The sequence below is a fragment of the Streptomyces sp. NBC_00887 genome (assembly GCF_045207585.1).
The window spans coordinates 88666-102446 of record NZ_CP108788.1 but is presented as its reverse complement, the minus strand read 5'-3'; the positions used below and the strand labels follow the sequence as shown (position 1 = coordinate 102446).

At 67.3% G+C, this 13781-nt stretch carries 7 protein-coding genes and 1 pseudogene; 6 read left to right on the top strand and 2 right to left on the bottom strand.

The window, feature by feature from the left end; genetic code table 11:
• The first annotated feature begins 67 nt into the window (after nt 1-67).
• Nucleotides 68-3433, top strand: coding sequence for a PQQ-binding-like beta-propeller repeat protein (locus OG844_RS00475; protein ID WP_406387329.1), 3366 nt, complete (start codon nt 68-70; stop codon nt 3431-3433).
• A gap of 16 nt (nt 3434-3449) precedes the next feature.
• On the top strand, nt 3450-4670 hold the full coding sequence (locus OG844_RS00470) for a sulfite exporter TauE/SafE family protein (protein ID WP_406387328.1): 1221 nt from the start codon (nt 3450-3452) through the stop codon (nt 4668-4670).
• Between the two features lie 1083 nt (nt 4671-5753).
• On the opposite strand, the gene OG844_RS00465 is transcribed toward OG844_RS00470, so the two are convergent.
• Nucleotides 5754-6398 carry an RNA polymerase sigma factor gene (locus tag OG844_RS00465; protein ID WP_406387326.1) on the bottom strand — a complete coding sequence of 215 codons (645 nt, stop codon included), beginning with the start codon at nt 6396-6398 and terminating at the stop codon, nt 5754-5756.
• Between the two features lie 902 nt (nt 6399-7300).
• On the opposite strand from OG844_RS00465, the gene OG844_RS00460 reads away from it, so the two are divergent.
• On the top strand, nt 7301-10048 hold the full coding sequence (locus OG844_RS00460; protein ID WP_406387324.1) for a glycosyl hydrolase family 95 catalytic domain-containing protein: 2748 nt from the start codon (nt 7301-7303) through the stop codon (nt 10046-10048).
• A 129-nt stretch (nt 10049-10177) separates the two neighbouring features.
• Nucleotides 10178-12019, top strand: coding sequence for an alpha-L-fucosidase (locus OG844_RS00455; RefSeq protein WP_406395939.1), 1842 nt, complete (start codon nt 10178-10180; stop codon nt 12017-12019).
• 137 nt (nt 12020-12156) lie between these two features.
• Here the strand turns inward: OG844_RS00455 and OG844_RS00450 are convergent, their stop codons facing one another.
• On the bottom strand, nt 12157-12486 hold the full coding sequence (locus tag OG844_RS00450; protein ID WP_406396387.1) for a hypothetical protein: 330 nt from the start codon (nt 12484-12486) through the stop codon (nt 12157-12159).
• On the opposite strand from OG844_RS00450, the pseudogene OG844_RS00445 reads away from it, so the two are divergent.
• Nucleotides 12397-13272, top strand: a pseudogene (locus OG844_RS00445) (transposase). The gene OG844_RS00450 and the pseudogene OG844_RS00445 overlap by 90 nt on opposite strands.
• A 113-nt stretch (nt 13273-13385) precedes the next feature.
• Complete coding sequence (locus OG844_RS00440) at nt 13386-13736, top strand: DinB family protein (RefSeq protein WP_406387323.1); 351 nt, start codon at nt 13386-13388, stop codon at nt 13734-13736.
• Nucleotides 13737-13781: the final 45 nt, after the last annotated feature.

Genomic DNA, 13781 nt, shown 5'->3' with positions numbered 1-13781 from the left:
GGACGGCACGATTAAGTCCCTCGCTACGGGCCGGTAACCGATCAAAGCATGCCTAGCCTCCGGCCCCATGAACCTCATACGCAACGTGAGCGCGTTTGCCATCGCGCTGTTGCTTCTCGTGCTGGGCTTCGGTGCTCAGACCGCCTCGGCGCATGTCTCACCCCAGCACGCGGAACTCGCGATCACGTCCGGTGACCACGTAACGAGCGGCCGCCTCATCGTGAACCACACAGTGGTGACGCCCCAACAGGCCGGACACTGGGCGGCCGAGTTGCTCTCGGCTCCCTGCCCGGCCACCGGAACCGGCGTGCCCGGCGACGCCGGCGGCGTGCCCGGTGGTGTCGTCATCGAGCTGGCATGGCGCTGCCATATCGCCGCACTCGACCTGAGCTCGCTGATCGACAAGGCCGGCTTGACGCAGGTCGTGGTCGAGTTCGACGGCACGGTCGCCGACGCCTCCGCGGCCACGCCGCTCGTCGACATCCGGGGCGCGCACGCCCCGCCCTCGTTCCCCTGGCTGCCCGTCACGCTCCTCACCGTGGTCGCTGCCGCGCTACTGCTCGCAGCCTGGCGACTGCCGGCGCTCCTGCGCGCATCGCTCCGTACCCGGCGACGGTTGCAGTTGGCGACCGTCGGCGCGGTCGCGGCATCCGTCCTCGCGCCCCACCCAGCCTTCGCCGACGCCGGCGCGGCTTCAGCCGCCCCCGTGACCGTCCAGGGCACCGTCTTCGAAGACCGCAACGGCAACGGCAGCCGGGACTCCGATGACAAGCCACTGCCCGGCGTCGACGTCACCGACGGCGCCGTATGGACCACGACCGGCTCGGACGGCACGTACAGCCTGCCGGTTGACCCGCAGCGGCGAGAGACCGACCTCGTCAGCATCGTCTCGCCCGACGGATACACGCCCGTGCTGCGCGACGACTACGTCCCGCAGTTCTTCCGCAAGGTCCCTGAAGCCGGCGGCACGGGCGTTGACTTCGCTCTTGTATCTGACCACAACGCCTCGAACCCCACCGAGACGTGGATCATGAACTCGGACGTCGAGGTCTACAGCGGCAGCGATGGCGACCGGGCCCGGTGGACGAGCGAGGTCCAGGCGATGTCCGAGGTCGACGGTGCGACGATGCAGATCGCGACCGGTGACCTCACCGTCACGGACCAGATGGCCGAGCCGCGCCGTCAGGGCGGCTTCGACCTGTTCAGCGAGGGTCTCAAGGAAGGGCGGCTCGGCCACCCCTTCTATCCGGTGATGGGCAACCACGATTTCGGCGGCACGGCCACATCCCAGGGCTACGGCGGCAGCATGGAGTACTACCGTCGCAACCTTGGACCCGAGTGGTACAGCTTCGACCGCAACGGCCGCCACATCGTCGTACTTGAGGACAACTACGATTCCAGCGGGCTGGCACCGCAGCTGGAGTGGCTGCGTGAGGACCTGGCCCGCAACGCGGTAGGCAAGCAGGTGTTCGTCTTCGCGCACCGGTCCCTGTTCACCCAGTGGGGCCCCGGCGCGGGCATGCAACCGACGATCGACCTCCTCGCGAAGTACGACGTGCGGATGGTCGCTGCGGGCCACAACCAGCAGGCAGAGTTCCGGCGCGGCGCCTTCAAACGGTCCGTCGAGATCAACAACCAGGGCACGTACGGCATCGACGGTGCTCGTCCCGACTACAAGGTTCTCGACTTCAGCGCCATCACCGACAACCCGAACACACCCGGCAACGAGGACTCGGGCCATGTGGTGGGCACCCACCGTCAATTCGCCATCGATGACGACGCCGCGCTCGTCAGTCCCGCCCAAGGCGGCGTACACGGCGCCGGGACCGGAGTGCCCGTCGAGGTGTATGCGGAGGACAACGGCCGCCGGCCCGAGCGTGCCACGCTGACCGTGCGCGACAGCGGGGGCGGGGTCGTGCGACAGGCGCAGCTGAGCTTCGGCATCCCAGCCATTTGGCCCGGCATCGAGAACTGCTACACCCCGCCCGGTGCTCAGCCCGAGCCCTGCCCCGCAGCGCGCGGCTCGTGGACCAGGGCGAGTAGCCATCTGAGCGGGCTGAAGCCCGGCACCTACACGGCCGAGTCAGTGGCCTACGACACCCGGGGCAAGCCGTTTCCCGTCGTCAGGAACACCTTCCAGATCGTCCCCGACTCCGACCTGCCCGAGCCGAGGGCCGGACAGAACTGGCTGCGGCAGGGCCGCGACGAGACCGGGCGTTCTGCCAGTGGCGACAATCCGGGCGCGCTGCTCGCCCTTCGCTGGGCACGGCAGACCGGCGAGCAGTTCCATCTCAACGGCTCCGTCGTAGCGGACGGCAAACTTATCGTCTCAGCCCGCGCATTCGATTCGCCGAACAGCATGGTGCTCGCTTACGACATCCCCACAGGGCGGGAGATCTGGCGCACCTACCTCGATGGGGACGCAGAGTCCGCGCCGACGATCCACGGGGGCAAGGTCTACCTGACGACCGGTGTGGGCCGGATCTACGCGCTGGACCTGGCGAACGGCCGTGTCGCCTGGCAGGCCATCGACCGCGAGGAGACGCACGGCGACACCGTACGCCGCTACGGTCGCGCGGGCGGGCCGGTCAGTGTCTTCTCCCTCCAGGGCAGTGACGACCGCCCGGTCGCCGTCTACCAGGACGCGAACGTGATCCGCTGTCGTGACGGCAGGACCGGAGCGGTGCTCCCCGGAGGCTTCGGGGCAGCGCTCTCCTGGGGCCAGGCACATAGCACGGCGATCCGTCAGCCCGGCTCCAACACCGTCTACCTGCACTCCATGTCGAGCAACACCCTCATCGCGATGGACCTCAGCACCTGCACTCAGCTGTGGGTGAAGGACACCGGCGGCGGCATTGACAGCCACTCGTCACCCGCGCTGACCGACCTCGAGTCGGGCGATCCGAAGCTGGTGACCTTCACGGCGTCCGGCGTTCGCGGGCACGACCCGAAGACGGGCGCGGAAACCTGGAAGTCCGACCTTGGCACCAGTAGCGCGGGAGGCAACACGTGCGAGCCGGGACCTGCCCCGATCACCAGCCCGGCCGTGTGGGGGGACATGGCGTACGTCGCTGGCCGGGACGGTGTCGTACGCGCCTACAACACGAGTGCCGCAGATCCGTCGAAGCCGGTGTGGGAGTTCAAGGCCGGCTACCTGGCCGGGGAGAGCCCGGCGGACGACCCATCGCGGGTCGCCCGGGGCTGCACGGCTGGAGCGGGTTCGCCGACGATGCATCCGCTGGTGACGAACTCCCGTGTCTACGTAGGGACGTGGGACGGACGGCTGCTCGTCCTGAACCGGGCGACCGGCGCGTCGTCCGCCTCGTACGACCTCGGCGGGGGAGTGGCTTCGGCCCTCTCGGTGAGCGGTGACTGGGTCTTTGCCCTCACGGACGACGGCGCGGTCCATGCGCTCACCGCACGTCGGCGCTGAGGGGGGAAGCAGCACCGTGCGAGTACTACACATCAGGGTGTTGCTCCTGCTGATCGCCGTGTCCGCGCTGCTCTTCTGCAGCGCGGGCACGGCGCAGGCGCACCCATTCGGAACCCCGCCCGTCGTGAGCGTCGCGGCGAAGGGCACTGCCGTGGACGTGACGTGGTCCGCGCAGCAGGACGACGTTGCCGTCCTCAGGGAGGAGTCCGGCGGCGACGAGGCGGGCTATTTGCGCTCCCACATCGTCGTACGGCAGGACGCGCGCCCATGCCGTGCCGAGCCGGTTAACGATCCCGAACTGGGCCTGCACTTCGTCTGCCCGAAGCCGGTAGACCGCATCGCGCTGACTGTCACGGCACTGACGGACGTCAATCCGGCGTACCGGACGCTGTCGGTGACGGACAGCGGCAGCGGTGCTCTGCACACGGCCGAGGAACCGACGCGGTCGCTCGCGCTCACGTCAGCGGACGCTGACAGCGGTCCGGACGCGGAGATATGGTCGTGGTCCACCGACCTGACGTCACTGCTGGACCATGGGGCGGCTCTGCCGGTTGCGCTGCTTGTGGCGGCGGCAGTGGGCGCACTCCACGCCTGTGCGCCCGGGCACGGCAAGTCGGTGGCGGCCGGGTATCTTGTGGCCGGTCGGGGCAGACCGCGCGACGCGGTGTGGCTGGGCGGGATCGTCGCCCTCATGCACACGTTCTCGGTAGCCGCCCTGGCGGTCGGCTGGTGGCTGGCGGCGGATAGCTTTCCTGACATCGCAGCACTGACGCGATGGCTTCAGCTGACCGCGGCGCTGGTGGTGGTGGCGGTGGGGACGATCTTGCTTCAGCGGCATGTGCGCCATCGGAAGCACCACGACCACGGGCATGGACACACCCGTCGCATACCGAACGCCTCGTCTCTGCTGACATGGCGAGGCCTCCTGCTACTGGGTGTCTCGGGCGGCCTGCTGCCCTCGCCGTCCGCCTTCCTTGTGCTGGTCACCGGCCTGCTGACCGGCAAGGCTGCCGTCGCCTTGGCGTTGGTGGCCGCCTTCGGTCTGGGCATGGCCCTGACGCTCACCGGTGTCGGCCTGATCGTGCTGCGTGGACGGGACGCCTTGTTGGACCGGCTCTCGCACTCGCGGGTGCTGCGAACGTGGAGCCAGAGGACTCCGCTGTTTGCAGCCTCAGCCGTGGTGACCGCGGGGACCGTCGCCTCGGCCCTGGCAGCGGCGCGACTCACGGGCCCCTGACGCCAGTCCAGCAGACTACGTCCCTGGACAACTACCAATGGGGGCAGCTTCCGGACCACCTTCATCCTCAACACTATCGACCGCCTGACCTGTGCCCATACCTCCACAAGCCGAGTGCCCACTGGCTCGGCCAGGTCGCCGCATCCGGCCGGCACGCCACTGCTCTCCGGAGCCGGTGGCTTCGCAGGCGCCCGGACTTTCCAGACCCCGCTGTCCGGGCGCCGCCGTTGCCACCGGCTCCGACGCCGTCACACAGACCGAGGTCCCGAGGGGCACCGCCCCCACTGGCCGATGACGATTCCGGTGCGCCGTGGTGGCGCGACGACCCGCTCTCGATATCGTCCAGTGGGGGCGGTGCCCGCGAGCACCCATGGTTCTTCCGCGAGGCAGTTGAAGCGGGACCGGCGAGCGCCGCCCGTGCGAGGTTCCATTCTCGCCGATAGGCACGGCTCGAAGGGGAGTTGCCGCCGAACACTGGCGGGCCCTGTTCGGCGGCACACCTGTAGGCCACAGGTCCTTCGACGACGTACTGCGGTTCTGGCTGACCCTTGCGATGACGGCAAACTCGCGGCCAACAGCGCGGCGGCCCGGTGGCTGATGGAAGCCTCCCGGACTGACTTTCACGATTTCTGTTATGCCCTCCCGAGGCCAAGGTCCCCCTTGCACCGGGCGATCCGACTTCCGTACTCGGGCCGGTGCACGCGGCACACCCGCCGGGGCGGCACAGCCGCCGTCACCCGAGACGAATACCTCAGCGAAGCCGCACTACCGGCGTAGCCGCCGTAGTTGCCGTGCTGGTCACGGGAGGCGCTGTCGCATGCATGACCGTGTCGTCGGACGGAGAAGGGGACATGGTCCGCTCCGCGGCCGCTCTCTGGCCGAGACGCCCCCCGCCGCACACTCCTCCTCCCCGTCACCCACTGCCCCGGCGTCCGCCTCCCTTGGTAGGTACGTGCCTGTGGGTCCGACAGCATTCGGCTCACCTGGGCTCACCCAGGAGCGCGCTGTCCATGGCGCCGTGGCGCCTGCCCGCGAAGTGCCGCCTGTCTCACTGGTCGCAGCCCGGGGCGTTTTCAAGGGCCGTCAGCGGCCTAGGAAGCCGCCGCACTCCTCTGGCGATGCCTCACCCGCTACCTGCTCGGCCAGATAGGCCGCGCGCAGCCCTTGGCGGGCGCGGGCAACCAGGGACGTGACGCCGCTGGGACTGAGACCGAGCAGCGGAGCCATGGTGCCGGGGGCCTGGCCCTCTACGGCCGACTGCCACAAGGCGATCTGCCAGCGCTCAGGGAGTCTCCGGAATGCTCGGCGCACCAAATCCGCGTCCTCCTGCACCAACATCAGCTCCTCTCCGCTCGCTGCCATCGGAGCGTCGGGCAGTCGAGTCTCGAGGTCGGCGGCGAGTTCGGTCCGGCGCGCGGTTGTGGCCCAGTCAGCAGCTGTGCGACGAATGGTGGCAATGAGGTAGGGCCGCCAGGGGCCCGTGGGGCCTGTCCCACCTCGTACGGCCCGCAGTGTGCGGGCGAATGCTTCCGCGGCGAGGTCTTCTGCGGTGTGCGAGTCCTGGGTGCAGCTGCGTGCGTAGATCAGAACCGAGGTGCGGTAACGCCGGTACAGCTCCTCCAACGCAGCCGCGGCGGCAGCTGGCGGACCGCTGCGGATACGCGCGGTCAAGTCAGGGTCTGCGAGGGGTATTCGAGGGGCGATGTAGGCGGTGGCGCTTTCGGACATGGTGATCACCTGGTGGTGGTGCGGTCGGATGGGGCCGCGGGGAGGGAGCCGGCACCTATGCCGTCCGCTCGTGCGGTGTCCCCGAGACTCCAAGGGCAAGTGCGACTTCGGCCCTGGGATCGCCCTGCCGCGCGATAGTGGATCAGTCAGCCCGGTTCATCAAAACCGTCGGCCTTGTCGGCGACGGCGCAGCCGGTCGGCACGCCCCTGCATGCGGCGATGGTGGCAGCCGGTGTCGCGGTCCGCCATGAATGCCAACGGGCTTTCGATGTGCCGGTCCTGCGACGGGACATGTGCGTCGCCTCTCCGTGACGGTGTGCGTGGAGGAATGGTGGATTCGGTGCGCTTCGCGGGCTCGATGTGCACCGACGAATGGTGAGGCTCCGTCATGGCGTCTGGTTCGAAGTTTCGGACAAGAGCCTGCAACACATCGGGTCTATGAGCAAGACCTGGAGTTGAATTCCCGTGAGATTGAGGGAAAGAGTGGCGTATCATCGGATCTATCGCTCCGCGTGACGCCCGCCTGCCATGCGCTGAGGGCCCAACGGATTTCGGTCGGGTCAACGTGACGGCGCGCCCGGCACGTTGACCCGACCGGTGTCTTCCGATGTGCTGCCATCCGAGCGAGAGAACTGGGGCTGGAGAGTCATTCATCGGGCAAATCTTTCGGGATCACTCTCAACTATCGGGATATTCATGACGAATGTGACGACCCAAACCTCCGTGTGTGAGAAGTATTGATCCGATGTCTCGTCGACTCTATGGTGTCACCGCCACGAGCCTCCTAGAGCCGAGGAGATGCGCACGCGATGATCAGAAGATCTGGAACGCGGAAGTGGGGGCTTCTCCCCCCGCTTGCTGTGGTCGGGGTGCTGTGCGCAGCGTCGGTCACGAGTGCGGCCATGGCTGCACCTGAAACCGGGGCCATAGCCGCAGCAGCCGACCCCTTCACCCTGTGGTACGCCAATCCCGCCGCCGACTGGCACAAGGAAGCACTGCCCATCGGCAACGGAGCCATGGGGGCCACGGTGTACGGGGGAGTGGGCATAGAGAAGCTTCAGTTCAACGAAAAGACACTGTGGACAGGGGGGCCGGGGGCCGCCGGATACAACTCGGGCAACTGGACCTCGCCCCGTCCGGCGGCGCTACAGGAAGTCGTCGACACCATCAACCGCGACGGACAGGCCGGTCCGCCCTGGGTCGCCGGCAAGCTCGGCCAAGCCAAGACCGGCTTCGGTGACTATCAGACCTTCGGCGACCTGAACCTGTCGATGTCCGGAGGAGAGCCCTCGTACACGAACTACCGCCGCTCCCTGGACATTCGCAACGCGGTCGCCGGTGTCAGGTACGACGCGGGCGGCGCCATCTTTGAGCGGGAGTACTTCGCCAGCCACCCGGACAAGGTCATCGCCGGGCGACTCGGCGCGAACCAGGCCGGCAAGGTCTCGTTCACGCTCGGATACTCCTCGCCGCGAAGTGACTTCACCGCCACGGCGAACGGCGGGCGGCTCACCATTCGTGGCAAGCTCGCCGACAACGGTCTCGTCTTCGAGTCGCAGATCCAGGTCAAGACCCAAGGCGGCGCGGTCACCGACAGTGGTGGTCAGGTGACGGTCACGGGTGCCGACAGCGCGACCTTCGTGATGAGCGCGGGAACCAACTACGCTCAGAAATACCCAAGTTATCGAGGCGCAGACCCGCATGAAAGCGTGTCAAGGGCCGTCGACGCGGCGTCCGCCAAGTCGTACGACAGCCTCAAGAGCGCCCATACCGCCGATCAGCAGGGCCTGTTCGACCGGGTGAGACTCGACATCGGCCAGTCGATGCCCGGTCAGCCCACCGATCAGCTTCGCGCCAGCTACTCGGGTGGGGCGTCCGCGCAGGACCGGGCCTTAGAAGCGCTCTTCTATCAGTACGGCCGGTACCTGCTGATCGCCTCTTCGCGGCCTGGGTCGCTGCCCGCGAATCTGCAGGGGGTGTGGAACAACTCGACGTCTCCGCCATGGAGCGCCGACTATCACACCAACATCAACCTCCAGATGAACTACTGGCCCGCCGCCCAGACCAACCTGGCCGAGACCGCCGAGCCGTTCACCGCGTTCGTCGAGGACCTGAAGAACGCGGGCACTAGGTCCGCGACGGACATGTTCGGTTCGCCCGGTTGGGTTGTGCACAACGAGACCAACCCGTACGGCTTCACCGGCGTCCACAACTACGCCACTTCGTTCTGGTTCCCCGAGGCCAACGGCTGGCTCGCCTCGCAAGTCTATGACCAGTACCTCTTCAGCAAGGATACGGCGTTCCTGCGTGACCGCGCCTATCCGCTGCTGAAGGGCGCCTCGCAGTTCTGGCTGCAGAACCTGCGCACCGATCCGAGGGACGGCAAGCTGGTGGTGACGCCCAGCCTCTCGCCCGAACACGGGGACTTCACCGCCGGTGCTTCTATGGCCCAGCAGATTGTGTGGGGGCTGCTGACCGACACGCTCGCCGCGGCCAAGGAACTGAACGTCAGCTCTTCCTTCCAGGGCGACCTCCAGGCGGCACTGGGCAAGCTCGACCCCGGTCTGCGCGTGGGCAATTGGGGTCAACTGCAGGAGTGGAAGGCTGACAGGGACAGGAGTGACAACACCCACCGCCACGTCTCCCACTTGTATGCCCTTCACCCGGGCCACCAGATCTCCCCGGACACGACGCCCAGGTTCGCCGACGCGGCCGAGGTGTCACTGGACGCGCGCGGAGATGGCGGAACCGGGTTTGACTCCCCCGGCTGGAGCAGGGCATGGAAGACGAACTTCTGGGCGCGGCTGCTCGATGGTGATCGCGCGCACAAGTTGCTCGCCGAGCAGCTTAAGTCAAACACCTATCCCAACCTGTTTGACTTGCACCCCCTGGGCAACGACTCCACCTTTCAGATCGACGGCAACTTCGGCGCCACCTCGGGGATGACCGAGATGCTGCTGCAGAGCCAGAGCGGCGACATCCGCCCCCTGCCGGCGCTGCCGGGCACCTGGAAGAACGGATCGTTCACTGGTCTGAAGGCGCGCGGCAACGTCACGGTGGGCGCCTCGTGGAAGGAGCACGGGGCCGCCGAGTTCACTTTGGCACCGGCCAAGAACGGCCCGGTCGCCGTACGCAGCTCCATGTTCCTCGGGGCGTTCAGCGTGGTCGACACCACCACCGGCCGGGCCATCACCCCGACACGCGATGGGCAGCGCATCAGCTTCGACGGGGAAGCCGGTCACGTCTACAAGACCACCGGTGCCCTGTCCACGGCGATCGTCGGTGTCGCCAGCAGCAAGTGCGTGGACGTCCCCGCGGCCAATTCGCAGGACGGCAACGATCTACAGCTCTACACCTGCAATGGCACTGCTGCTCAGAAGTGGACCTTCTCCGCCCCGAGCGGTGAGATCCGGGCCCTCGGCAAGTGCATGGACGTCGAGGCGGCGCGGACGGACGACGGCACACCGGTGCAGCTGTACACCTGCAACGGCACCGCCGCCCAGAAGTGGATGTATGACCAACAGAATCAGGAGCTAGAGGCCTTCGGTAAGTGCCTGGACGCCAACGCAGCCGGAACTGCCGACGGCACCAAGCTGATCCTCTACGCCTGCCACGGCAAGACCAACCAGAAGTGGCGGCTCGCCGGCTGACCGGCTCCCGGTCGACGGCCGCCAAGGAACGGTCGCCGACAAGGGGAGAACTCTTGGCGGCACACGCCACTTGTGAGGGGCGTCCTGCTTCACGATGCCCACGACCACAGGGAGGTACTGCACATGTCCATGATGTTCACACGCGACAGGGCCATCGCCTTGACCGTCACGCTCGTCGGCTTGCTGACGCTCGCCCCCACGACGTCGTCCGCCCAACCGGACCAGGGAGCTGTGGCCGCCGCCCCTGGTCCCGGAACGAACTACGCGACCGACGACCCGTTCACGGCCGAACGCACGGCGTGGTTCCGCGACAACAGGTTCGGCATGTTCATCCACTTCGGCGCCTACTCCAATCTCGAGGGCGAATACACGCGTCCCGATGGCTCGACCTGCCAGTACTCGGGAGGCGCTGAATGGCTGCAGTACCTCTGCAGCATTCCGAAGGACGAGTACGAGAAGCAGGCGGCGACCTTCAACCCGAAGGAGTTCGACGCGAAGGCCATCGTCGCGGCGGCCAAGAGCGCTGGCCAGAAGTACATTGTGATCACCACCAAGCACCATGACGGTTACGCGATGTGGCCGACCAAGCAGAACACCTGGAACCTGCGCGACCACTCGTCCTTCGACAAGAACCGCGACATCCTCGCCGAGCTGAAGCAGGCCGCCGACGCCGAAGGCATCAAGCTCGGCTTCTACTACTCGATCTGGGACTGGCACGACCCCAATTTCACCGGCGACTTCCCCCAGTACAAGGAGCGGATGCGGGCGCAGCTCAAGGAGTTGATCGACGGCTACGACCCGGACCTGATGTGGTTCGACGGGGAGTGGACCGTCGCCTCGGACCGGCCGGTGAATCCGTGGTCCGCACGCGACGGCGAGGAGTTGGAGTCCTACCTGCGTGACCTGGATCCCTCAATGGTGATCAACAACCGGGTCGGCAAGCGGCGGGTCTCCGATGGCGACTACGGCACACCGGAGCAGGAGATCCCGGAGGCACCGGTGGACGGGCAGCTCTGGGAGAGCTGCATGACCATGAACAACACATGGGGCTACTCACGTCGGGACAACAATTGGAAGTCGGGTGCAGAGCTCACCCGGAACCTGCTGAACACCACGAGTAGGAGCGGCAACTACCTCCTCAACATCGGCCCCGACAAGCTCGGACGCGTGCCCGCTCCATCCATCGCCGCGCTCAAGGAGATCGGTGACTGGCTGGACCGGTCAGGGCAGGGCGCCGCGATCTACAAGGCGGGCTTCCCCGGCGTCGTCGCCGAACCCGACTGGGGTGTGGTCAGCCGGTCGGGCAACGACCTGTACGCCTCGGTCTACCACTGGCCCGGTGCGGGCAAGCCGCTGCACCTCACCACCACCACCACCGGGTTCACCGTCGGCAGCGCGAGCGTCCTGGGTAGCGGCCAGAAGGTCACGGTCACCAAGGCGGGCGACGGATACGACATCATTCCATCCGGCGACGACACGAACCCGGCCGCCACGGTGATCAAGCTGTCGATCACCCCGCCCGCTCCTACGGCCGAGGGAACCGGCACCGGCCTCAAGGCCGAGATCTTCGACAACGACCAGCTGTCGGGGAGCCCAAGGGCCACGCGCACCGATCCGACCATCAACTACGCCTGGCGGTTTGGTGGTTCACCGGCTGAGAGTATCCCCTCGGATCACTTCGGCACCCGATGGACCGGAACGATCGAGCCGCGCTACAGCGAGAAGTACGTGTTCACGACCGTGTCCGACGACACTGTCCGGGTCTGGGTCGACGGCAGACTCATCATTGACAACACCCGGCCGCACGCGCCGACTGTCGACAAGGGCGCCGTCGATCTCCAAGCTGGCAAGAAGTACGCCATCAGGGTCGAGCACACGGAGCAGACCGGGGAGGCGCACATGAAGTTGCTCTGGTCGAGTCCGAACACGCCCCAGCAGATCGTGCCGAGTAGCCAGCTTTCGCCGAACTGAGCCAGATCAGGCGTGTCTCACTGAAGTGCCTGGCGGCAGGGCCGCGGGAACTGATCCTCTCCGTGAGGGCGGGCAGCGTGCGGCGCGGCCTCGGTGAGATCGCGCCGAGGCCGCACTGCTCTGGTCAAACGGTGCTGTCAGGCGAGGACCTTCCAGGTAAGAGTCGTGCTGAGGGTCTTGGCGATGGCCTGGTCGCGGACGGAGTCGGTCGGGTCGATGACCACTGCACTCAGGCGATGGCGCTGCGCGTGGCCTGCCTCGAGTCGCAGCTCGGAGACCAGAAGGACATTATCCGCGAACAGGCCGCAGCTCTCCAGGAGATCGTCAGACAGGGCACATAGACCCCGGAGCCGTGCCGCGCCTCCAGGACGCCGAGGATGCTGCTGGCGTCCGCCGGCGGAAACCGGGTCCCGGTGATCGCGCAGCTGGTCCAGGCCGACGAGGACACGGCGCGGGAGGTGATCCACCGGTTCAACGAGATCGGTCTGGCCTGTCTGGACCCTCGATGGGCGGGAGGCCGTCCCCGACCTGCGCCGCGTGCACGGACGCGTCATCCGCATCGGCCGGGAAGCCTTACGGTGCCTGCTCCTGCGCCGCGGCATCACCTTCCAGCGCACCAAGACCTGGAAGGAATCGCCCGACCCCGGCCCCGACGCCAAGCTCTACCGCATCGAGCAGGTGCTGGACCGCTTCCCCGACCGCATCTTCGCCTTCGACGAGTTGTGGCCGCTGGGGATCAGACCCACCGCGGGCTCCTGCTGGGCGAAGCAGGGCAGGCCCAACCGGCTGCCGGCGACCTACCGCCGCACCCACGGCGTCACCTACTTCCACGGCTGCTACTCCGTCGGCGACGACCGCCTATGGGGCGTCAACCACCGCCGCAAAGGCACCGCCAACAGCCTGGCCGCGCTGAAGTCGATCCGCGCCGCCCGACCCGACGGCGCCCCGACCTACATCCTCCTGGACAACCTCTCCGCCCACACCGGCGCGACGATTCGCCGCTGGGCGAAGAAGAACAAGGTCGAGCTGTGATTCACCCCGACCTACGCCTCCTGGGCCAACCCCATCGAGGCGCACTCCGGCCCGCTGCGCCAGTTCACCCTGGCCAACTCCAACCACCGCAGCCATCCTGCGCAGACCTGGGCCCTGCGCGCCTACCTGCGCTGGCGCAAGCCAACGCCCGCCACCCCGACGTACTCGCTGCCCAGGGGAAGGAACGAGCCCGCATCCGCAGCGAGAAGGGCATCCGCTAGGGCGGACGTCCCAGATCCGTGACGGCGTGAATGAACGACAACCGGCACAGCCAGTCGCACAGCATGAACCGTAAGGAGGGTGCTGCATTGATCAACGGGACGTTGACGCCGCCGTGGCAGAGATGCTGCAGGTGCTCAGCCCTCATACCGCCGAGGACTGGACGGTGCCAGCGGGACCGCTTGAATGGACCTGCTGGCAAACCGCAGCGCACATCGGCCACGACTTGTTGGCCTACGCAGGGCAGCTGGCAGCCCAGCCCGCCGACGCCTACCTTCCCTTTGACCTGAACGTCCGCCCCACTGCCTCACCGGCTGAGGTACTCCAGGCCATCACCGCCTGCGGCGGGCTGCTCAGCAGCGCGTTGGCTGCAGCCAGCCCGACCCTGCGTGCCTGGCACTGGGGGCAGTGCGACCCCGAAAGGTTCGCCGCGATGGGCGTCGCCGAAACTCTGCTGTCGCCTTGACGGAGATAGCGACTGCCACGATGCCTCTATCGGATGACCGATGTC

Excerpts from the sequence above, each read along its gene's own strand:
- OG844_RS00460 (WP_406387324.1), top strand. The coding sequence starts at position 7,301 with ATGGCTGCACCTGAAACCGGGGCCATAGCCGCAGCAGCCGACCCCTTC.
- OG844_RS00475 (WP_406387329.1), top strand. The coding sequence starts at position 68 with ATGAACCTCATACGCAACGTGAGCGCGTTTGCCATCGCGCTGTTGCTT.
- OG844_RS00465 (WP_406387326.1), bottom strand. The coding sequence starts at position 6,398 with ATGTCCGAAAGCGCCACCGCCTACATCGCCCCTCGAATACCCCTCGCA.
- OG844_RS00455 (WP_406395939.1), top strand. The coding sequence starts at position 10,178 with ATGATGTTCACACGCGACAGGGCCATCGCCTTGACCGTCACGCTCGTC.